Source organism: Pseudomonas sp. S5F11 (assembly GCF_019641515.1).
Classification (GTDB): Bacteria; Pseudomonadota; Gammaproteobacteria; order Pseudomonadales; family Pseudomonadaceae; genus Aquipseudomonas; species Aquipseudomonas rhodesiae.
Map to the genome: position 1 here is coordinate 187206 of NZ_JAIFJZ010000001.1, position 20220 is coordinate 207425.

Annotated in this window: 24 protein-coding genes; 10 read left to right on the forward strand and 14 right to left on the reverse strand. The window is 61.2% G+C overall.

Translation table 11 applies throughout. The features are described from left to right. The first annotated feature begins 426 nt into the window (after positions 1-426). The 6 genes from K1567_RS00820 to cysG are packed head-to-tail and all read left to right on the forward strand — an operon-like array spanning position 427 to position 7926. Positions 427-2832, forward strand: a complete 2406-nt coding sequence (locus tag K1567_RS00820; RefSeq protein ID WP_034114179.1) for a DNA translocase FtsK — start codon at positions 427-429, stop codon at positions 2830-2832. Positions 2833-2886: 54 nt separating this feature from the next. Then, positions 2887-3510, forward strand: a complete 624-nt coding sequence (lolA, locus tag K1567_RS00825) for an outer membrane lipoprotein chaperone LolA (protein WP_034098665.1) — start codon at positions 2887-2889, stop codon at positions 3508-3510. 27 nt (positions 3511-3537) lie between these two features. Continuing rightward, positions 3538-4860: a replication-associated recombination protein A gene (locus K1567_RS00830; protein WP_034098663.1), complete on the forward strand. Its 1323-nt coding sequence runs from the start codon at positions 3538-3540 to the stop codon at positions 4858-4860. Continuing rightward, positions 4860-5234, forward strand: coding sequence for a fluoride efflux transporter CrcB (gene crcB, locus K1567_RS00835; RefSeq protein ID WP_220698011.1), 375 nt, complete (start codon positions 4860-4862; stop codon positions 5232-5234). The genes K1567_RS00830 and crcB overlap by 1 nt, the downstream gene beginning before the upstream one ends. 16 nt (positions 5235-5250) lie before the next feature. Next, positions 5251-6531 (forward strand): serine--tRNA ligase, encoded by a 1281-nt coding sequence (serS, locus tag K1567_RS00840; RefSeq protein WP_034098658.1) that lies wholly within the window; start codon positions 5251-5253, stop codon positions 6529-6531. Beyond that, a complete protein-coding gene (gene cysG / locus K1567_RS00845) occupies positions 6532-7926 on the forward strand; it encodes a siroheme synthase CysG (protein ID WP_034098656.1) in 1395 nt (464 codons plus the stop codon). It begins immediately after the preceding gene. Positions 7927-7998: 72 nt separating this feature from the next. On the opposite strand, the gene K1567_RS00850 is transcribed toward cysG, so the two are convergent. From K1567_RS00850 to tusD, 6 genes are all read right to left on the reverse strand, one after another. Further along, on the reverse strand, positions 7999-8994 hold the full coding sequence (locus K1567_RS00850) for a glutathione S-transferase family protein (protein WP_220698012.1): 996 nt from the start codon (positions 8992-8994) through the stop codon (positions 7999-8001). A gap of 88 nt (positions 8995-9082) precedes the next feature. Then, a complete protein-coding gene (locus K1567_RS00855) occupies positions 9083-10066 on the reverse strand; it encodes a glycosyl transferase family protein (protein WP_169868746.1) in 984 nt (327 codons plus the stop codon). A gap of 14 nt (positions 10067-10080) precedes the next feature. Then, positions 10081-10416, reverse strand: a complete 336-nt coding sequence (locus K1567_RS00860) for a TusE/DsrC/DsvC family sulfur relay protein (RefSeq protein ID WP_034114174.1) — start codon at positions 10414-10416, stop codon at positions 10081-10083. After that, entirely contained in the window at positions 10413-10691 is a 279-nt protein-coding gene (gene tusB / locus K1567_RS00865; protein ID WP_034114172.1) for a sulfurtransferase complex subunit TusB, read from the reverse strand. Before tusB ends, K1567_RS00860 begins: the two co-directional genes overlap by 4 nt. Next, positions 10691-11041, reverse strand: coding sequence for a sulfurtransferase complex subunit TusC (tusC, locus tag K1567_RS00870; RefSeq protein WP_034114169.1), 351 nt, complete (start codon positions 11039-11041; stop codon positions 10691-10693). The genes tusB and tusC overlap by 1 nt, the downstream gene beginning before the upstream one ends. A gap of 1 nt (position 11042) precedes the next feature. Beyond that, positions 11043-11435 carry a sulfurtransferase complex subunit TusD gene (gene tusD / locus K1567_RS00875; protein WP_034098644.1) on the reverse strand — a complete coding sequence of 131 codons (393 nt, stop codon included), beginning with the start codon at positions 11433-11435 and terminating at the stop codon, positions 11043-11045. A 157-nt stretch (positions 11436-11592) separates the two neighbouring features. Between tusD and K1567_RS00880 the strand changes: the two genes are divergently transcribed. Further along, positions 11593-12768 (forward strand): CaiB/BaiF CoA-transferase family protein, encoded by a 1176-nt coding sequence (locus tag K1567_RS00880; RefSeq protein WP_169903543.1) that lies wholly within the window; start codon positions 11593-11595, stop codon positions 12766-12768. Positions 12769-13167: 399 nt separating this feature from the next. Here K1567_RS00880 and K1567_RS00885 read toward each other — a convergent pair whose 3' ends face one another. Then, entirely contained in the window at positions 13168-13662 is a 495-nt protein-coding gene (locus K1567_RS00885) for a SprT family zinc-dependent metalloprotease (protein WP_034098640.1), read from the reverse strand. A gap of 129 nt (positions 13663-13791) precedes the next feature. Beyond that, entirely contained in the window at positions 13792-14394 is a 603-nt protein-coding gene (locus K1567_RS00890) for a Yip1 family protein (protein ID WP_034098638.1), read from the reverse strand. Positions 14395-14674: 280 nt separating this feature from the next. Here K1567_RS00890 and ttcA point away from each other — a divergent pair, with 280 nt between their 5' ends. Next, a complete protein-coding gene (gene ttcA, locus K1567_RS00895) occupies positions 14675-15499 on the forward strand; it encodes a tRNA 2-thiocytidine(32) synthetase TtcA (RefSeq protein ID WP_034098636.1) in 825 nt (274 codons plus the stop codon). Between the two features lie 67 nt (positions 15500-15566). Then, complete coding sequence (locus K1567_RS00900; protein ID WP_040268689.1) at positions 15567-16238, forward strand: DNA-3-methyladenine glycosylase I; 672 nt, start codon at positions 15567-15569, stop codon at positions 16236-16238. A gap of 49 nt (positions 16239-16287) precedes the next feature. On the opposite strand, the gene K1567_RS00905 is transcribed toward K1567_RS00900, so the two are convergent. Genes K1567_RS00905 through arsC form a run of 3 tightly spaced genes read right to left on the reverse strand, consistent with a single transcriptional unit; the run spans position 16288 to position 17640 of the window. After that, positions 16288-16692 carry a DUF2069 domain-containing protein gene (locus tag K1567_RS00905; RefSeq protein WP_034098632.1) on the reverse strand — a complete coding sequence of 135 codons (405 nt, stop codon included), beginning with the start codon at positions 16690-16692 and terminating at the stop codon, positions 16288-16290. After that, positions 16676-17290, reverse strand: a complete 615-nt coding sequence (gene wrbA / locus K1567_RS00910; protein ID WP_220698013.1) for an NAD(P)H:quinone oxidoreductase — start codon at positions 17288-17290, stop codon at positions 16676-16678. Before wrbA ends, K1567_RS00905 begins: the two co-directional genes overlap by 17 nt. Next, complete coding sequence (gene arsC, locus K1567_RS00915) at positions 17287-17640, reverse strand: arsenate reductase (glutaredoxin) (protein ID WP_034098628.1); 354 nt, start codon at positions 17638-17640, stop codon at positions 17287-17289. Before arsC ends, wrbA begins: the two co-directional genes overlap by 4 nt. 115 nt (positions 17641-17755) lie before the next feature. On the opposite strand from arsC, the gene K1567_RS00920 reads away from it, so the two are divergent. After that, entirely contained in the window at positions 17756-18217 is a 462-nt protein-coding gene (locus K1567_RS00920; protein WP_034098627.1) for a TlpA disulfide reductase family protein, read from the forward strand. A gap of 71 nt (positions 18218-18288) precedes the next feature. Here K1567_RS00920 and K1567_RS00925 read toward each other — a convergent pair whose 3' ends face one another. The 3 genes from K1567_RS00925 to K1567_RS00935 all read right to left on the reverse strand — a co-directional run bounded on the left by K1567_RS00925 (position 18289) and on the right by K1567_RS00935 (position 20191). Continuing rightward, positions 18289-18693 (reverse strand): META domain-containing protein, encoded by a 405-nt coding sequence (locus K1567_RS00925; RefSeq protein WP_034098625.1) that lies wholly within the window; start codon positions 18691-18693, stop codon positions 18289-18291. Then, positions 18690-19130: a hypothetical protein gene (locus K1567_RS00930; protein WP_034098623.1), complete on the reverse strand. Its 441-nt coding sequence runs from the start codon at positions 19128-19130 to the stop codon at positions 18690-18692. Before K1567_RS00930 ends, K1567_RS00925 begins: the two co-directional genes overlap by 4 nt. 71 nt (positions 19131-19201) lie before the next feature. After that, positions 19202-20191: a 2-hydroxyacid dehydrogenase gene (locus K1567_RS00935; RefSeq protein WP_034098621.1), complete on the reverse strand. Its 990-nt coding sequence runs from the start codon at positions 20189-20191 to the stop codon at positions 19202-19204. Positions 20192-20220: the final 29 nt, after the last annotated feature.

Here is a 20220-nt window from a genome sequence, read left to right on the forward strand (position 1 = left end):
GACCCAACGCTGTGGGGCCAGCTCGAATCGGTTGTCAGGGTGGAATGGCCGGCGCAGGTGCCTCTGCAACTCTGTGTCATGGGTGTGGTCGTAATCGGGTCAGGCGCATGCAGGCCATTTGCCAAGCTTGCTTGGATTGGTAAAAATCGCGCATAAGCCTTTGTCAGCAAAGACAATGCATGCTCAAATTGAACATGCTGTCATACATTAATTGGGCGGGCTGTCGGGTAGGAGGCAATGGCGTGGCGTCGCGGGCACAAATCCGTACAATGCGGCCATTGTGGCGGTATCGCCGTTTCGCCTGGCAATCGGCAGTGTTAAAAGTAGTTTCTACCCGTTCGTTCATTTTTCAGCTGCCCGGATCCGGCAGTATTTTGCAGTCATTCAACAGATGGACGCGCTAAAAGGCGCAGGAAAAGACCCGTTTTGAAGAAATCCACCGCGACACCTAAAACAGTCGTGCCGGCCTGGCGTCAGCACCTGCATTATCGTCTCAAGGAAGGTGCGCTTATCGCGATCGGCGCTCTGTGCCTGTTCCTGATGATGGCCTTGCTCACCTATGGCAAGGACGATCCGGGCTGGAGCCACAACAGCAAGATCGATGACGTGCAGAACTTCGGCGGGCCCGTGGGCTCCTACAGCGCCGATATTCTGTTCATGGTGCTGGGTTACTTTGCCTATATCTTCCCCCTGCTGCTGGCGATCAAGACCTGGCAGATCTTCCGCCAGCGCCATGAGCCTTGGCAGTGGAGCGGCTGGCTGTTCTCGTGGCGTTTGATCGGCCTGGTGTTTCTGGTGTTGTCCGGCGCGGCTCTGGCCCATATCCATTTCCATGCGCCTACCGGCCTGCCAGCAGGCGCGGGCGGTGCGCTGGGCGAAAGCCTCGGCGACCTGGCGCGCAAGACCCTGAATATCCAGGGCAGCACCTTGATGTTTATCGCGCTGTTCCTGTTCGGCCTTACAGTGTTCACCGACCTGTCATGGTTCAAGGTGATGGACGTGACCGGCAAGATCACCCTCGATCTGCTTGAACTGTTCCAGGGCGCCGCCAACCGCTGGTGGGCCGCCCGGGTGGAGCGCAAGCGCATGGTGGCCCAACTGCGCGAGGTGGATACCCGTGTCAACGAGGTGGTCGCGCCGAGCACGCCGGATCGGCGTGAGCAGGCTAAGGTCAAGGAACGCCTGATCGAGCGCGAGCAGGCCCTGAGCAAGCATATGTCGGATCGCGAGAAGCAGGTGCCACCGGTGATCGCCCCGGCACCGCCCAAGGCTCCGGAGCCGAGTCATCGCGTACAGAAAGAGAAGCAGGCCCCGTTGTTTATCGACAGCGCGGTCGAAGGCACCTTGCCACCTATCTCGATCCTCGACCCCGCCGAAAAGAAACAACTCAACTATTCCCCTGAGTCCCTGGCGGCCGTTGGCCATCTGTTGGAAATCAAACTCAAGGAATTCGGCGTCGAAGTGTCGGTGGACTCCATTCACCCCGGCCCCGTGATCACCCGTTACGAAATCCAGCCAGCTGCTGGCGTCAAAGTCAGCCGCATCTCTAACCTGGCGAAAGACTTGGCGCGCTCCCTGGCAGTAACCAGCGTGCGCGTGGTGGAAGTGATCCCCGGTAAAACCACCGTGGGTATCGAAATTCCCAACGAAGACCGCCAGATCGTGCGCTTCTCCGAAGTGCTGTCGACTCCCGAGTACGACAACTTCAAATCGCCGGTCACCCTGGCTCTGGGCCATGACATCGGCGGCAAGCCGGTGATCACCGACCTGGCGAAAATGCCCCACTTGCTGGTGGCCGGTACCACCGGTTCCGGTAAGTCGGTGGGCGTGAACGCCATGATCCTGTCGATTCTGTTTAAGTCCGGCCCGGAAGACGCCAAGCTGATCATGATCGACCCGAAGATGCTCGAACTGTCGATCTACGAAGGCATTCCGCACCTGTTGTGTCCCGTGGTCACCGACATGAAGGACGCCGCCAACGCCCTGCGCTGGAGCGTGGCCGAGATGGAGCGCCGCTACAAATTGATGGCGAAGATGGGCGTGCGTAATCTTTCGGGCTTCAATGCCAAGATCAAGGAAGCCCAGGAGCGCGGCGAGACCATTCCGGACCCGCTGTACAAACGCGAGAACATCCACGACGAAGCGCCGATACTGACCAAGCTGCCGACCATTGTCGTAGTGGTGGACGAATTCGCCGACATGATGATGATCGTCGGCAAGAAGGTCGAAGAACTGATCGCGCGTATCGCCCAGAAAGCTCGTGCGGCCGGTATTCACCTGATCCTCGCGACCCAGCGTCCATCGGTGGACGTGATCACCGGTCTGATCAAGGCCAACATCCCGACCCGCATGGCGTTCCAGGTGTCGAGCAAGATCGACTCGCGGACCATCATCGACCAGGGCGGTGCCGAACAGTTGCTGGGCCACGGTGACATGCTCTACATGCCGCCGGGCACCAGCCTGCCGATCCGTGTTCACGGTGCGTTCGTTTCCGATGATGAAGTTCACCGCGTGGTGGAAGCCTGGAAGCTGCGTGGCGCCCCCGAGTACAACGACGACATCCTCAACGGCGTGGAAGAGGCCGGCAGCGGCTTCGAGAACGGCGGCGGGGGTGGTGACGACGATGCCGAAACCGATGCGCTGTACGACGAAGCCGTGGCCTTTGTGCTGGAGAGCCGTCGTGCTTCGATCTCCGCGGTGCAGCGTAAGCTGAAGATCGGCTACAACCGTGCCGCCCGCATGATCGAAGCCATGGAAATGGCCGGCGTGGTGACCGCAATGAACACCAACGGCTCGCGCGAAGTCATTGCCCCCGGGCAAATGCGCGACTGACCTCGCGCCGCATGGCAGCATGCGGCGTGCCCTGCTTACTCAATGAGGATTCCCATGCGTCTTATCCGCATGCTGTTGTTGCCGGCCCTGGCCCTGACCGCTGTTTCGGCCCACGCCGACCCGGCCTCCGTCAAAAGCCTGACCAACCTGCTGGACAAATCCAAGACCCTGACCGCGCGCTTTTCGCAACTGACCCTGGATGCCGGCGGCACTCATCTGCAGGAAACCGCGGGGGAAATGGCGGTGCAGCGCCCAGGGCTGTTCTACTGGCACACCGAGGGCAAGGCCGAGCAGACCATCGTGTCCGATGGCCAGAAAGTCACGTTGTGGGACCCGGACTTGGAGCAAGCGACCATCAAGAAGCTCGACCCGCGCCTGAACCAGACTCCCGCGCTGCTGTTGTCGGGGGATGTGTCGAAAATCAGCGACAGCTTCGACATCACCTCCAAGCAAACCAGCAACGTAATCGAGTTCACCCTCAAGCCCAAGTCTAAGGACACGCTGTTTGACACGCTGTCCCTGTCGTTCGGCAATGGCGTGATCAATAACATGCGCCTGATCGACAGCGTCGGTCAGCGCACCGATATCCTGTTCTCCGGGGTCAAGGCCAACGAGCCGGTGCCGGCGTCCAAGTTCAAGTTCGACATCCCCAAGGGTGCCGACGTGATTCAGGAATAATCTGCCCCGAGGTTTCAAACGCTGCCCATGGATTTGTTTCGAAGTGACCCGATTGCCCAGCCCTTGGCCGCGCGCTTGCGTTCGACCAACCTGGATGAGTACGTCGGTCAAGAACACCTGCTCGCTCGCGGCAAGCCCCTGCGCGAAGCCCTGGAGCAGGGGGCGCTGCACTCGATGATCTTCTGGGGGCCGCCAGGCGTGGGCAAGACCACCCTGGCGCGCCTGTTGGCGAAGGTCTCGGATGCGCATTTCGAAACGGTCTCGGCGGTGCTCGCCGGGGTGAAGGAAATCCGCCAGGCCGTTGAAGTGGCCAAGCAGCAGGCCGGTCAGTATGGCAAGCGCACCATTTTGTTCGTCGATGAAGTGCACCGCTTCAACAAGTCGCAGCAAGATGCGTTTTTGCCGTATGTCGAAGACGGCACGCTGATTTTTATCGGTGCCACCACCGAAAACCCGTCGTTTGAGCTTAACAACGCGTTGCTGTCGCGGGCGCGAGTCTACGTGCTCAAAAGCCTCGATGAAGCGGCGATGCAAAAGCTACTGCATCGCGCCTTGAGCGAAGACAAGGGGCTGGGCAAGCGTCGGCTGAGCGTGGGCGACGAAGCCTTCAAGATTTTGCTCACGGCCGCAGACGGCGACGGCCGCCGCTTTCTCAATCTGCTGGAAAACGCCTCGGACCTGGCCGAAGACGGCAGCGAAATCGGTGTCGACTTGTTGCAAAGCCTGCTCGGTGACACACGCCGGCGTTTCGACAAGGGCGGCGAAGCGTTTTACGACCAGATTTCGGCGTTGCACAAATCCGTGCGCGGCTCCAACCCGGACGGTGCGTTGTATTGGTTCGCGCGCATGATCGACGGTGGCTGCGACCCCCTGTACCTGGCCCGCCGCGTGGTACGCATGGCCAGCGAAGACATCGGCAACGCCGACCCGCGGGCTTTGAGCCTGTGCCTGGCGGCCTGGGATGTGCAGGAGCGCCTTGGCAGCCCGGAAGGCGAGTTGGCGGTGGCCCAGGCCATCACCTACCTGGCCTGCGCGCCAAAAAGCAATGCGGTGTATATGGGCTTCAAGTCCGCCCTGCGCGCGGCCGCCGAGTACGGCTCCCTGGAAGTGCCGCTGCACCTGCGCAATGCGCCGACCAAGCTGATGAAACAACTGGGCTACGGTGACGAATACCGTTATGCCCACGATGAGCCGGACGCCTACGCTGCCGGCGAAGACTACTTTCCCGATGCCCTGGAGCCCCAGCCGTTCTACCAGCCAGTGCCGCGCGGCCTGGAGCTGAAGATCGGCGAAAAGCTCAACCACCTCGCGCAACTCGATCGCCTCAGCCCCAAACAGCGGAGAAAGTAGTGCTCAAGACAATTCTTGCCGTGTCCATGGCCGGCATCGCTGGTACATTATTGCGTTTCGCCACCGGCACCTGGGTCAGCGCCAATTGGCCGAAGCATTTTTATGCGGCGACCTTGGCGGTCAACCTGGTGGGCTGTTTGATTATCGGGCTGTTTTACGGCTGGTTCCTGTTGCGCCCGGAAGTGCCGATTGAGATCCGTGCTGGCTTGATTGTCGGCTTTGTAGGTGGTCTGACGACCTTTTCATCCTTTTCACTGGATACGCTGCGCTTGCTGGAAAGCGGGCAGGCCCTTGTCGCCTTCGGGTACCTGGGCATCAGCGTGTTCGGCGGGCTGCTCGCCACCTGGGCTGGCCTGTCCCTGACCAAACTTTGATAAACGAGAGACCGACATGCTCGATTCCAAACTGTTACGTAGCAACCTTCAGGACGTAGCGGACCGCCTGGCTTCCCGTGGCTTTGCCCTGGATGTCGCGCGCATCGAAGCGCTGGAAGAACAGCGCAAGACCGTCCAGACCCGCACCGAAGCACTGCAGGCTGAGCGGAATGCGCGTTCCAAATCCATCGGTCAGGCCAAGCAGCGCGGTGAAGACATCGCGCCGTTGATGGCGGACGTCGAGCGCATGGGCACCGAGCTGTCCGACGGCAAGGCCGAACTGGACAAGATTCAGTCCGAGCTGGATCAGATCCTGCTGGGCATCCCCAACCTGCCGGACGCCTCCGTACCTGTCGGCGAAGACGAAGACGGCAACGTCGAAGTGCGCCGCTGGGGCACGCCGAAAGCCTTTGATTTCCCGATCAAAGACCACGTCGCCCTGGGCGAATTGAGCGGTGGCCTGGATTTCGAGACCGCCGCCAAGCTGTCCGGCGCGCGCTTTGCCTTGCTGCGTGGCCCGATCGCGCGCCTGCATCGCGCCCTGGCGCAGTTCATGATCAATCTGCACACCGGTGAGCACGGCTACGAAGAAGCCTACACGCCTTACCTGGTTCAGGCGCCAGCGCTGCAGGGCACCGGCCAGCTGCCGAAGTTCGAGGAAGAGCTGTTCAAGATCAGCCGCGACGGCGAGGCCGATTTCTATCTGATTCCGACCGCTGAAGTGTCGCTGACCAATATCGTCGCCGGCGAGATTCTCGACGCCAAGCAACTGCCGATCAAATTCGTCGCCCACACGCCGTGCTTCCGTAGCGAAGCCGGCGCATCGGGCCGCGACACCCGCGGCATGATCCGCCAGCACCAGTTCGACAAAGTCGAGATGGTGCAGGTGGTCGAGCCGTCCACGTCGATGGAAGCCCTGGAAGGCCTGACCGCCAACGCCGAGCGCGTCCTGCAACTGCTGGAGCTGCCGTATCGCGTACTGGCGCTGTGCACTGGCGACATGGGCTTCAGCGCGGTAAAAACCTACGACCTCGAAGTGTGGGTGCCCAGCCAGGACAAGTACCGCGAGATTTCCTCGTGCTCCAACTGCGGTGATTTCCAGGCCCGTCGCATGCAGGCGCGTTTCCGTAACCCGGAGACCGGCAAGCCGGAACTGGTGCACACCCTCAACGGTTCGGGCCTGGCTGTAGGCCGTACGCTGGTGGCCGTACTGGAAAACTACCAGCAAGCCGACGGTTCGATCCGTGTACCAGAGGTGCTCAAGCCGTACATGGCGGGCGTTGAGGTCATTCGCTAAATGGAATTTCTGCCGCTGTTTCATAACCTGCGCGGCAGCCGCGTGCTGGTGGTCGGGGGCGGGGAGATTGCCTTGCGCAAATCCCGGTTGCTGGCGGACGCCGGTGCCGTGCTGCGAGTGGTTGCGCCTCAGATCGAAGACCAGTTGCGTGAGTTGGTACGGGGCAGCGGCGGGGAGCTGATTTTGCGCGGTTATCAGGAGGCGGACCTGGACGGCTGTACCCTGATCATCGCCGCGACGGACGATGAGCCGCTGAATGCGCAAGTGTCCAGCGATGCCAAGCGTCGGTGCGTGCCGGTCAACGTGGTGGATGCGCCGGCCTTATGCAGCGTGATTTTCCCTGCCATCGTCGACCGTTCGCCGCTGGTGATCGCGGTGTCCAGCGGCGGCGACGCGCCGGTGCTGGCGCGCTTGATCCGGGCCAAGCTGGAAACCTGGATTCCGTCTACCTATGGCCAGTTGGCCGGGTTGGCCGCGCGGTTCAGGGCCCAGGTCAAAAGCCTGTATCCGGATGTGCAGCAACGTCGCGCATTCTGGGAAGAGGTATTTCAAGGCCCGATTGCTGACCGACAACTGGCGGGGCAGGGCGATGAGGCCGAGCGCCTGTTGGTGGCGAAGGTCAACGGAGCGCCGCCTCACGCGCCGGGTGAGGTTTACCTGGTGGGTGCGGGTCCGGGTGACCCCGATTTGCTCACATTCCGCGCGCTGCGCCTGATGCAGCAGGCCGACGTGGTGCTGTATGACCGTCTGGTCGCTCCGGCGATTCTGGAGTTGTGCCGCCGCGATGCCGAGCGTGTGTATGTCGGCAAGCGTCGCGCCGAACATGCGGTGCCCCAGGACCAGATCAACCAGCAACTGGTGAACCTGGCCAAGCAGGGTAAGCGCGTGCTGCGCCTTAAAGGTGGCGATCCATTCATCTTTGGTCGTGGGGGCGAAGAAATCGAGGAACTGGCCGCTCATGGCATTCCGTTCCAGGTCGTGCCGGGTATTACCGCAGCCAGCGGGTGTGCGGCGTATGCCGGTATCCCGTTGACCCATCGTGACTATGCACAGTCCGTGCGTTTTATCACGGGGCATTTGAAAGACGGTACTTCGGACCTACCCTGGCAAGATCTGGTCGGGCCTTCGCAGACCCTGGTGTTCTATATGGGCTTGATTGGTTTGCCGATCATCTGCGAACAGCTGATTCAGCATGGTCGCGCCCCGGATACCCCGGCCGCGCTGATCCAGCAGGGCACCACGTCCAACCAGCGCGTGTTCACCGGCACCCTGGCGGATTTGCCGCGCATGGTGGCCGAGCATGAAGTGCATGCCCCAACCCTGGTGATTGTCGGTGAAGTGGTGTTATTGCGTGAGAAATTGAAGTGGTTCGAAGGCGCCCAGTCTCAAGTCTGAAACTAAAGCGCCACCACCCTTTGGAAGGGGGCTTGCCCCCGATGCGGCCTGGCAGTCAGCCAGGCTGTTGGATCAGCTCCACACTCCTTTTCCGCTCAACCGCTGCCGATCGTGCACGGTATCGAACGTCTGCAATGGTCCTTTCGGCACAATCCCCGTGGGGTTGATGGTGCGGTGGCTGGCGTAGTAGTGCCCTTTGATGTGTTCGAAGTCCACCGTCTCGGCCACGCCAGGCCACTGATACATTTCCCTCAGCCAATTGGACAGGTTCGCGTAATCGGCAATGCGCCGCAGATTGCATTTGAAGTGGCTGTAATACACCGCATCAAAACGAATCAGCGTAGTGAACAGCCGCACATCGGCTTCGGTCAGGTATTCCCCGGCCAGGTAGCGATGCTCGCCCAGGTGCTGTTCCAAGTGATCCAGCTCTGTAAATACGTCGTCGAAAGCACTTTCATAGGCTTGCTGCGAGGTGGCGAAGCCCGCGCGATATACGCCGTTGTTGACCGCCGGGTAGATCCGCGCGTTCAGTGCGTCGATGGTGGGGCGCAACGGTTCGGGGTAAAAGTCCAGGGTGTTGCCGGTCAGACTGTTAAATGCGCTATTGAACATGCGGATGATCTCCGCCGATTCGTTGCTGACAATGCGCTGGAGTTGCTTGTCCCACAGCACCGGTACGGTAACGCGTCCAGTGTAGTCGGACGTGTCGGCGGTGTAGCGTTGGTGCATGTAGGCAAAGTCGTCGAGTCGATCACCAGTTGAGCCTGTGGCCTTATCGAAGGTCCAGCCGTTTTCCAGCATCAGCCAGCTGACCACCGACACGTCGATCAGGCTTTCCAGGCCCTTGAGCTTGCGCAGGATCAACGTGCGATGTGCCCACGGGCAGGCCAGGGAAACGTAGAGGTGATAGCGCCCGGCTTCGGCCTTGAAGCCGCCCTCGCCACTGGGGCCAGGCTGGCCGTCGGCGGTGACCCAGTTGCGGCGTTGCGCCTGTTCGCGCTGGAAAGCGCCATCCGCGCTACTTTCGTACCACTGGTCTTTCCAGTGTCCTTCGATCAGCAAACCCATGACTGGCTCCTCGACTAATAAGCGTTGGAGCCCAGTCTAAAGATCAGGGTTCGATTTAAAAGCGCAAAGACTGCGGGTCACTTATCGATTAAATCGATCTATCCCGCGTTTGCCAGTAATCCTCCGCCATCGCAAACGCCTGTTCGCGGGGGTGCCCAAGGCCGCGCAGCGCCAGTGCCATGGTGGCGATCAGCGCCAGTTGCGGATAGCTGTCCTCGACATCGCCGCGCCATACGGCTTTGAGGTGTTCAGGCTCCAGGGTTGCCGGTTTGACGTGGCGTTGGACGGAGAGGGCGGGCCATTCTTCGTCCCAGCTCTGGCCGCCGGTGGTGCCGTAGAGGTGGCTGAGGGTATCGGGGTTGATTTCGATCTCGCCGCCATCGCCCTTGACCACGATCACCGTGTCGCCGAGCAGGCCGCTGGCATCGCGGTGCACGCCTTGGTAACCGGGGTGGAAAATGCTTTGCAAGCCGCACCGAGCGTTCAGCGGGTTGAGCAGGCGCGCCAGGGAGTGGATCGGCGAGCGCAGGCCCAGGGTGTTGCGCAGGTCGATCATGCGCTGCAGCTGCGGCGCCCAATCGCCCAGCGGAATAAACGCCAGGTTGCCTTGGGCAAACGCGGCCTCCACCTGCTGCCAGTCGCGGCACAGCGGAATCTGCAAGCCGTGCAGTAATTGCTCGGTGTACAGGCGCCCGGCGGTGTGCGCGCCGCCGCCGTGCATCAGGATACGCACGCCATTTTGTGCCAGGCACTTGGCGGCCAGCAGGAACCACGGCAGGTGGCGCTTTTTACCGGCATAGCTGGGCCAGTCGATATCGACGTTCAGCGCCGGGGCGTTGAGACGCTCGCGTACCGCCTCGGTAAAGCCGGCGAGCTCTTCCGGGCTTTCCTCCTTATGCCGCAGCAGCATCAGAAATGCGCCGAGTTGGGTGTCCTCGACTTTTTCGTCGAGCAACATGCCCATCGCCTCGCGGGCTTCTTCACGGGTGAGGTTGCGCGCACCGCGCTTGCCTTTGCCCAGGATGCGTACGAACTGCGCAAAGGGGTGCTCGGCAGGGGTTTGCAGGGTCAGCGGGGCAAATTCGGTCATAAGCAATTCGTCGGCCTGGGCAGGCCCGCCAGCTTGGCGGCGAGTTTGGCGGGAGTGCCGTTGAACAGTTTGTTGAGGTGCAGGCTGTTGCCCTTTTCGGGGCCCAGCTTCAAGGCGGTGTATTTGATCAGCGGGCGCGTGGCTGGGGACAGTTGGAATTGGGCGTAGAACTCGCGCAGCAGGTTGAGGATCTGCCAGTGGTCCGGCGTCAGTTCCAAGGCCTCGGCGGCGGCCAGGGCGTTGGCGACTTCGACGGACCAGTCATTCAGGTCGACCAGGTAGCCGTCCTTGTCCAGTTCCAGGCTGCGCGAACCGACGGTGAGCGTATTCATAGCCAGGTATTGACCTTGTCGTAATCGATCGACAACTGCACGAACCCCGAATAATCCACGCTGCTGGCCCAGTCCGGCACTGGCAGGTTGCGCGCCTGGCTGTCTTCGGCCAGCACAAAGACTTTCACGCCTTGACTGTGCAGCGCCGGGTTGTGCAGGGCGTAGGCGCCGTCACCGCACAGCAGGATTGCGTCCTTGGCGCCGCATACCCGTAGGCAACTGGCCAGGCGACCATCGGTAAAGGGCGAGTGGGAAACCACATGGAGAGTCGACATCAGAGGGTTATCACCTGATCGTAACGGTCAATCAATTGGGAAATCGCAGCGCTGTCCACAGGCTGCGCGCTGGCGGGTGGGGTGAGCCCACGTTCCGTGAGGCTGTGGCTACAGGCGAACACGTCGTCGATGCCAAACAGCCCTAGGGCCTGCAGGTTGGCACTTAGGTCTTTTTGCTGAACGGCTTTGGCGTCCTGGCCGGGCGCCAGTTGAAACACGCCGTCGTCCATAAACAGCAGGCCGATCGGCAAATCGAAGGCTCCGCCGGCCAGTACGATGTCCAGCGCTTCCCGCGCGCTGGGCCCAGACCAGGGCGCCTGGCGGCTGATCACCAATAGGGATTTGGACATGTCACGGCCCTCCAAAGCAGATCAGGCGGTCGGCGGCCTGGGCAGCGTCGTGCAGTTGGCCAAGGCCCGAGAGGGCCCAGGGGGCCTCCAGGTTCACCGCGCTGCGTTGATAGCGCGTGGCCTCTTCGGCATTGAGCACGCCTCGGCGCAGGGCAGCGGCGATGCACACCACGCCATCGAGCTGATGCTGGCTGACAAACTCACGCCACTGGCGCGCGATGTCCTGCTCATCCTGGGGGGCGACGATGCTATTGGCCGCGCTGTAAACGCCGTCCTGATAGAAAAACAGCCGCACAATCTCATGCCCGCCGGCGAGCGCAGCCTGGGCAAACAGCAGGGCACGGCGCGAAGAAGGCGCATGGGCGGCGGAAAACAAGGCAATCGCAAACTTCATGGAACACTCGGCAAGCAAACGTGGGGCAATGATAAAGCCGACTGCGCGAAAAAGCCCGCCGTGATCAAAACGGTCAGTGTCGCTGACCGTTCTGACGATTGCCGATAGGCGCCAGGCTGCCTAGGCTGTGGGAACTCGCAACCCTACAGGAGTCCCTATGTCCGGTCCCTTGGCGTCCCTTAAAGTGCTGGATTTTTCCACCTTGCTGCCCGGCCCGTTTGCTTCATTGATGTTGGCGGACATGGGCGCCGAGGTGCTACGCATCGAGTCGCCCACGCGTCCGGACCTGTTGCGCGTGCTGCCGCCCCATGACCGGGGCACTTCGGCGAGCCACGCTTACCTCAATCGCAATAAACGCAGCCTGGCGCTGGACCTCAAGCAGGCCGAGGCGCTGGAGATCGTGCGCACGCTGGTGGCGGATTACGACATTGTGCTCGAACAGTTCCGCCCCGGCGTGATGGAGCGCCTTGGGCTGGGGTATGAGGCATTGAAGGCGATCAACCCGCGGTTGATCTACGTGTCGATCACCGGCTACGGCCAGACCGGCCCCTACAAGGACCGTGCCGGCCACGATATCAATTACCTGGCACTGGCCGGTGTTGCCAGTTACACCGGGCGTCAGGACAGCGGGCCGTTACCTCTGGGCGTGCAAGTTGCGGATGTGGGGGGCGGCTCTCTGCACGCGGTGGTCGGTTTGCTGGCGGCGGTGATCGCGCGGCAGCAGAGTGGGGTGGGGCAATACCTGGATGTGAGCATGACGGACTGCTCGTTCAGCCTCAATGCCATGGCTGGCGCGGGGTATCTGGCGTGCGGTGTGGAGCCGGAATGGGAAAGCCAGGTGCTCAATGGCGGCAGTTTCTACGATTACTACCGCACGCGGGACGGGCGCTGGATGTCGGTGGGTAGCCTGGAGCCTGCTTTCATGCAGGCTCTGTGCGCAGCCTTGGGCCGGCACGAGTTGGCGGCGCACAGCCTCAAGCCCGAGCAGCAACGTGTTCTTAAACAGGCGTTGCAGGTGGAATTCGAGAAGCGCAGTTTCGATGAGCTATGTGAATTGTTTGCCGGGTTGGATGCGTGTGTGGAGCCTGTGCTGACGCTCAGTGAAGCCGTGGCTCATCCGCAGCTAAAGGCGCGGGCGTTGGTCAGCCAAGTACCCAGAGGCGATGGCTCAAGCCAGGCGCAGATTGCCTGCCCGCTGAAGTTTTCAGAAGGGTTGCCGGCGCCTCGACACATTGGCGTAGCCGTGGGCGCACACAGCGATGAAGTGTTGGCGGAGCTGGGTTTCAGTGTTCAGCGGATAGCCGAATTGCGGCGCAGCAAGGTGGTCGGTTGAATGACCCACTGCTATCGGTGCATGGGTATGCATCTATCTTCAGTGAAAACATCGACTATCAAGGTGGGAGGGGGCTTGCCCCCGATGGCGGAGGGCCAGTGGCAGATAGGCTGACAGACCCACTGCTATCGGTGCATGGGTATTCATCTATCTTCAGTGAAAACATCGACTATCAAAGGTGGGAGGGGGCTTGCCCCCGATGGCGGTGGGGCAGTGGCAGATAAACTGACAGACCCACTGCTATCGAGGGCAAGCCCCCTCCCACCTTTTGAGCCGGTTCTTTCAGTTAATACTGGTGATACCTAGGGCTAGTAGGGCAAGCCCCTTGCCACATTTTAATCGGTTGCTCTGCTCTAAATGGGCGCTTGCCTCGATAGCGCCCGATGACCACCGACCCCATCACTCCACGCGAGTTTCTCCGGTAAACACCAGTGTCTGCCGACACCGCCGGCATAAATACCTGCGCCCCTGACGCACTAGGCCGTGACGCTGTGAGGAAAATGGAAAATCGCTGTCGGCACACGGGCAACGGTAGATGTAGCGCGTTACCTGGCGCCGTTTCACCGCGTAGGTATGGCAGCGGTCCGGCGGCAGTTCGTACACGCCGCGCATGATCAATTGCCATTCTTCGCCATGGGGCTGGATGCGCTCGCCGAATAGTTGGTGGGCGATCAGGTGGGCCACTTCATGGGCCACGGTCTGCTTGAGGAAGTGTTGGCTGTTTTCCTGGTAAAGCTGGGGGTTGAAGCGCAGCAGGTTCTCGTGCAAATGCGCGACGCCGGCCTTTTGACCGCGCAGCTTGAGGCTGACTTGGGGACGCTTGAAGCTTCGTTTGAAAAAGGACTCGGCTAGCTGGAAACACTCTTCGACGCGGGTATTGAGTTGCTCGGGCATGCTGTATCTATCTCCAGAGACGCCCAGTATGCCGTAAAACCAGGTGTTTCCGAATCTGTCAGGCGCCGAATGGTCGTGGCAGACGCACAAGGCCACCTTGCGGTGGCCCTGCCTGCGCGGTGGTGTGCGTCAGTTGGTGTAGATCGGCCCAACGCCCAGGCCCCAGACAATCACGGTAAACGCCATGATCGCCACCAGCACCACCAGCCCTACGGCCAGTATGGAGCTGGAAAACAGGAAGCCTTCATCCGGATCGATGCTCATAAAAGTCGGCACGCCGACATACAACAGGTACACCGTGTAGCAGATCGCCGCCGTCCCCACGACCATGCCCAGCCACATATGCGGGTACAAAGCGGCCAACCCGCCGATAAACAACGGCGTCGCGGTATAAGTGGCGAAAGCCACGCAGCGCGCCATGCTGGGGTTAGCGTCATAGGTGCGCGCCATCCAGTGGATAAAGGCGCCCATCACCGCCACGCCGGCGAGCATCGCCGCGTAGGACATGATGGTCATCCACAATGCGCTTTCCTGGGTCAGCATAACGGGTGCGCGGTTGCCGATGACCCAGCCGACCTGGGTGGTGCCGATAAACGCTGACAGGGCGGGGATCGCCGCCAGGATCAGCGTGTGAGTGAGGTACATGTGGCCGATGCTTTCTTCTTTATCGCCACGGATTTCCCGCCATTCCTGGTCGGGATGGGTAAACAGCCCCACGACGTGATGGATCATGCCAGTCACTCCTGTCGTTATTACTATCGCCCCCCAACGGAGCGCCCACGGGCCAGTTGGCCTGAAAGGTCTGGATAGCTTGTGCGCGACCTTATGTCGCAGTATAGGAATGGATGACCGGAAAAACTGTAAGGCCTTTAGAGCATATTGCACTGTAAACATTGGGCTTAATCGCGGCAGGCTCTGTAGAAGGAGCAATATAAGCGCGCATTGGACTCGCTGGCGCATACCGGTAAAATGCTGCGCTTTTCGTCACACACCTCAAGCGGATCCAAGCGCCATGGGCACTCTTACGGTCAACCAGAACAAACTGCAAAAACGCCTGCGTCGCCTGGCCGGTGAAGCGGTCGCCGATTTCAACATGATCGAGGACGGCGACAAGGTGATGGTCTGCCTCTCCGGCGGCAAAGACAGCTACACCATGCTTGACGTGCTGCTGCACCTGCAAAAGGTCGCGCCGATCAAGTTCGAGATCGTTGCCGTCAACATGGACCAGAAACAACCGGGCTTCCCCGAGCATGTGCTGCCGGCCTACCTGAAAGAGTTGGGCATCGAGTATCACATCGTCGAAAAAGACACCTACTCGGTGGTCAAGGAACTGATTCCGGAAGGCAAAACCACCTGTTCGCTGTGCTCGCGCCTGCGCCGTGGCACGCTCTACACCTTCGCCGATGAGATCGGCGCGACCAAAATGGCCTTGGGGCATCACCGCGACGATATCGTCGAGACGTTTTTCCTCAATATGTTCTTCAATGGTTCGCTCAAGGCCATGCCGCCCAAGCTGCGCGCCGATGACGGGCGCAACGTGGTGATTCGTCCGTTGGCCTACTGCAATGAGAAAGACATCCAGGCCTATTCCGACTTCAAGCAATTCCCGATCATCCCGTGCAACCTCTGCGGCTCCCAGGAAAACCTGCAACGCCAGGTGGTCAAGGAGATGCTGCAGGACTGGGAACGCAAGACCCCGGGACGTACCGAAAGCATTTTCCGCAGCCTGCAGAATGTGATCCCGTCGCAGTTGGCTGATCGTAACCTGTTCGACTTCACCAGCCTGAAGATCGACGAGACCGCCGCGTCGCGCTTCGTTAATGTGGTGAACCTCTGAGCCGTTTCAAGGCTCTGACACACGGCGCTTGCGGGCGCCGTTTTCAATTCCACTGCCAGGAGAGGGCATGCGCGATTACAAGTGGCTGCACGAATATTGTCTGAACCGCTTCGGCTCGGTGGCCAAACTGGAAGCCCATCTGCCGGCTCCCAAGACCCCGGCGCAATTACGCAAGATCAGTGATGATCGCTACCTGTCCACCCTGGCGCTGCGGGTGTTCCGGGCCGGGCTCAAGCACAGCGTGGTAGATGCCAAGTGGCCGGCCTTCGAGCAGGTGTTCTTTGGCTTCGATCCGGAAAAAGTCGTGTTGATGGGCGCCGAGCACCTGGAGCGCCTGATGCAGGACACCCGCATCATTCGTCATCTGGGCAAGCTCAAGAGCGTGCCGCGTAATGCGCAGATGATCCTGGATATCACTCAGGAAAAAGGCAGCTTCGGCGCGTTCATCGCCGATTGGCCGGTGACCGACATCGTTGGGCTGTGGAAATACTTGAGCAAGCACGGCCACCAGTTGGGCGGGCTATCGGCCCCGCGCTTTCTGCGCATGGTCGGCAAGGACACTTTTGTGCCCAGCGACGACGTAGTCGCGGCGTTGAATGCGCAGAAAATCGTCGACAAGGCCCCCACCAGCCTGCGCGATCTGGCGACGGTGCAGGGCGCGTTCAATCAATGGCATGCTGAGAGTGGTCGGCCGATGTGCCAGTTGTCGATGATGCTGGCGTACACCGTCAACCACTGACACATGCGGTGAGCGCAGCTCTCGTGGCGAGTCACCTCGCCACGGTGACTTACGCGGCCAGGCGCCGGTTCAACTGATGGCGCCAGCGCACGTATAGCAGCGCGGTACAGAACACCGCCAGGCTTGCCAGCATTTCCAGCACGCCGAACCACTGCCGGTTCGGGTCGTACGCCGCCAGCGCGCCTTTGATGAAATACAGGTTCACCGCAAAGCACATCCATGAATGCCCGCGCGCGCTGCCGAGCAGCATGCCCGGTGCCAGAATCAGCAACGGCACCAACTCGATCAGCAGGATCACCCAAGGGCGTGCGCCGTGCAGGTCGGCAACGAACAGGTAATACCCGCACAACAACCCCACCAGCGCAAAAAACGCCAGCAGGCTCAATGCGCGTGCCACTTTGACCCGCGGCTCCAACCACGCTTGCGGGGGCAGTACTTTAGGCTTTTTGGCCACGGCCGTTCTCCAGCAACGTGGCGGTGTTGGCCAGGCGCAGGCCGAGGGCCTTGCACAGCGCCATTTCATGTGGGTCGAGCAGGCGTTTGCCGTCCGGCCCGGCATGGTGGCTGGCGCCGTACGGCGTGCCGCCGCCCTGGGTGTCGAGCAGGGCCTGTTCGCTGTAGGGCAGGCCGGTGATCAGCATGCCGTGATGCAGCAGCGGCAGCAGCATCGACATCAGTGTGGTTTCCTGGCCGCCATGCAGGCTGGCGGTGGAGGTGAACACCCCGGCGGGTTTGCCGACCAGGGCGCCGGTGAGCCACAGGTTGCTGGTGCCGTCGAGGAAGTACTTGAGCGGCGCGGCCATGTTGCCGAAACGCGTCGGGCTGCCGAGGGCCAGGCCCGAGCAGTTTTTCAAGTCATCGAGGCTGGCATACAACGCGCCTTCGTCAGGAATACTCGGCGCCACCGCTTCGCACTCGGTGGACACCGCCGGTACCGTGCGCAGGCGCGCTTCCATGTCGCCTAGTTCGATGCCCCGGGCAATATGCCGGGCCATTTCACTGACCGAGCCGTTACGGCTGTAATACAGCACCAGCACATAAGGCGCAGTCACGGCAGAATCTCCAATACGTTTTCCGGAGGACGGCCGATGATGGCCTTGTCGGCGGTTTCCAGGATCGGGCGTTCCATCAACTTGGGATGGGCGGCAATGGCGTCGATCAACTGGGTTTCACTGAGGTTGGGGTCAGAAAGGTTGAGGCTTTTGTATTCGTCTTCGCCGGTGCGCAGCAGTTGGCGCGCACTCAGGCCGAGTTTGCCCAGCAGGGCCTGGATTTGCGCGGCGTTGAGTGGGGTTTCCAGGTAGCGCACCACGGTCGGGGCGAGGCCGCGGGCTTCCAACAGTTCGAGAGCACCGCGGGATTTCGAGCAGCGCGGGTTGTGATAAAGCGTCAGATCGGTCATGTGCGGGTCGCATCTTGCAGGAGGTGGCGGGTATTCTACCTGCGCGGCGCCCGGTCCTTAAACCGTAAGAGGCATCCGGTCGCAGCCAACGTCTATTTTCACGAAGGATTACCCCATGACACGTCGACTGATCGGTGCATTGGCGATCATCACAACCCTGCTGCTCAGCGGCTGCGGGAATGACTATGGCATTGACCAATACGGCCAGAAAGTCGCGGCCGAGCGTTTGGACAAACAGTGGGTGGTGATCAACTACTGGGCGGAATGGTGTGGCCCGTGCCGCACGGAAATCCCTGAACTCAACGCGTTGGCCGAGCAGCTCAAAGGCCAGAATATCGGGGTGTTCGGGGTCAACTTCGACAATGTGCAGGGCGAAGAACTCAAGGCCGCCAGCGAGAAACTGGGGATCAAGTTCACAGTGCTGGCGCAGAACCCGGATGGCATCTTCGAGATCCCGCGCAGCGAAGCGCTGCCGGTGACTTACATCATCGATGACAAGGGTAAGGTGCGCGAGCAGTTGATGGGCGAGCAGACGGCCGAGGGGGTGCTGGCCAAGCTCAAGGCGTTGCGCGGTTAAAGCGACATCTCAAAGCAACGGTGGGAGGGCTTTCCTCCCACCTTTAAATGTCCATCGGGTCAGAACCCGGATCAGCCTTCTTCGAGCCACAGGCGGATCGGCTTGCCTTCGGCCGGCCAGAAACGGGTCTGCTCGATGGGCGAGATGTCCCAGCGCTGCACGCCTTGCAGGGCCTGGAAGAAGCGGTGCTCCTGCTCCATCAAGGCTTCGGCGCAGAGCTTGCGGGTGCTGCCGATCTTGCCGAAGCTGAGTTTGTCGCCATCCAGGGTGTAGGGCGCGAACCAGTGGTTGCAGCCACCATTGCCGTAGGCACGTCCGTCATTGCCGAGGGTGACGGTCAGGTGCGCGTAATCCATCAAGGGCCGCTCACCGATCCATTCCACCACGTAGCTGTGGTCCTGCTGGAGTTTGACCGCATCTCCCGCGCAGCCGGCCAAGCCGGCGCCGAGTGCGGCGAGCAACACCAGGCCTTTCATTGGGTGGCCTTCTGGCAGCTCGGGCAGCGGTGCTTGTCGCCTTCACTGGCCCAGCCCAACTCGGCAATGCGTGCATTGGCGGCCGGTTGCAGCGGCTCTTTGGTCAGCTTGGTTTCCACGGCGAACTCAAACTCCAGCACGGCGTCGCAGCTGTCGCAGTTGACCTTCCAGGTGTGAATTTCCAGTTCGCCGAATTTCGGCCCCTGGGCCATGGCGACCCATTGGCCGGCCGGGCGGATGGAGTAGCGCGCATCGCCTTCGACGGTAAGGCGCATCGACAAAGTTTTACTGCCACGCAGGGTGACGATCAGGACGTCGCCATGCTTGATCGAACCACCGTTGCCGGTGACTTGGTAACGGCCCGGCACCAGGGCGCGGCATTCGATCAGGGTGTGTTGCGGGCTCAGCAAGCTGAAGCGGAAATCGTGTTCGGCCATGGATCCTCCAAATAGGCGCGGCATCCTATCACGGGTGCCGGCCTATCATGAGCGCGGTATGTGACCGCTGATCAACCTGCCACCTGGTTTTGCACACGACCGTCGGCCCACGCGGCGATATTGTCCAGCGTAGTGGTGGCGATTGCCGCCAGGGCCTCGTGGGTCAGGAACGCCTGGTGGGCGGTGATGATCACGTTGGGGAAGGTCAGCAGGCGCGCGAGTACGTCGTCTTGCAGGGGCAGGTCGGAGCGGTCTTCGAAAAACAGCTGGGCCTCTTCCTCATACACGTCCAGCCCCAGGTAGCCGAGTTGGCCGTCCTTGAGGGCTTCGATCAATGCGGGCGTGTCCACCAGGCCGCCACGGCCGGTGTTGATCAGCATCGCACCAGGCTGCATCTGCGCCAGGGACGCGGCGTTGATCAAGTGCTTGCTGTCGGCGGTGAGCGGGCAGTGCAGGCTGATGATCCGGGCTTGGGCGAGCAACTCGGGCAGGCTCACGTAACGTGCGCCGAGCGCCTGCACATCGGGATTGGGGAAGGGGTCATAGGCCAGCAGCGTGCAGCCGAATCCGGCCATGATCTTGGCGAAGGTTGCGCCGATCTGCCCGGTGCCGACCACGCCGACGGTCTTGCCCACCAAGTCGAATCCGGTCAAGCCGTGCAGGCTGAAATCGCCATCGCGGGTGCGGTTATAGGCACGATGCAAACGCCGATTGAGCGCCAGGATCAGCGCCACGGCGTGCTCGGCCACGGCGTGGGGCGAGTAGGCGGGCACGCGCACGATGGTCAGGCCCAGGCGTTTGGCGCTGGCCAGGTCGACATGGTTATAACCGGCCGAACGCAGCGCAATCAGGCGCGTACCGCCCTTGGCCAGGCATTCCAGCACCGGTGCGCTTAGGTCGTCGTTGATAAACGGGCAGACCACTTCGTGGTGCTCGGCCAGCGCCACGGTATCGAGATTCAGCCGTGCCGGCTGGAACTGCAGTTCCAGGCCCGCAGGCAGCGGGGCGCCGAGGAAGCTGTCGCGGTCGTAGGTTTGGCTGCTGAACAGAATCACGCGCATGGCAAAGCTCCCTGCAAGTTCAAATCAAT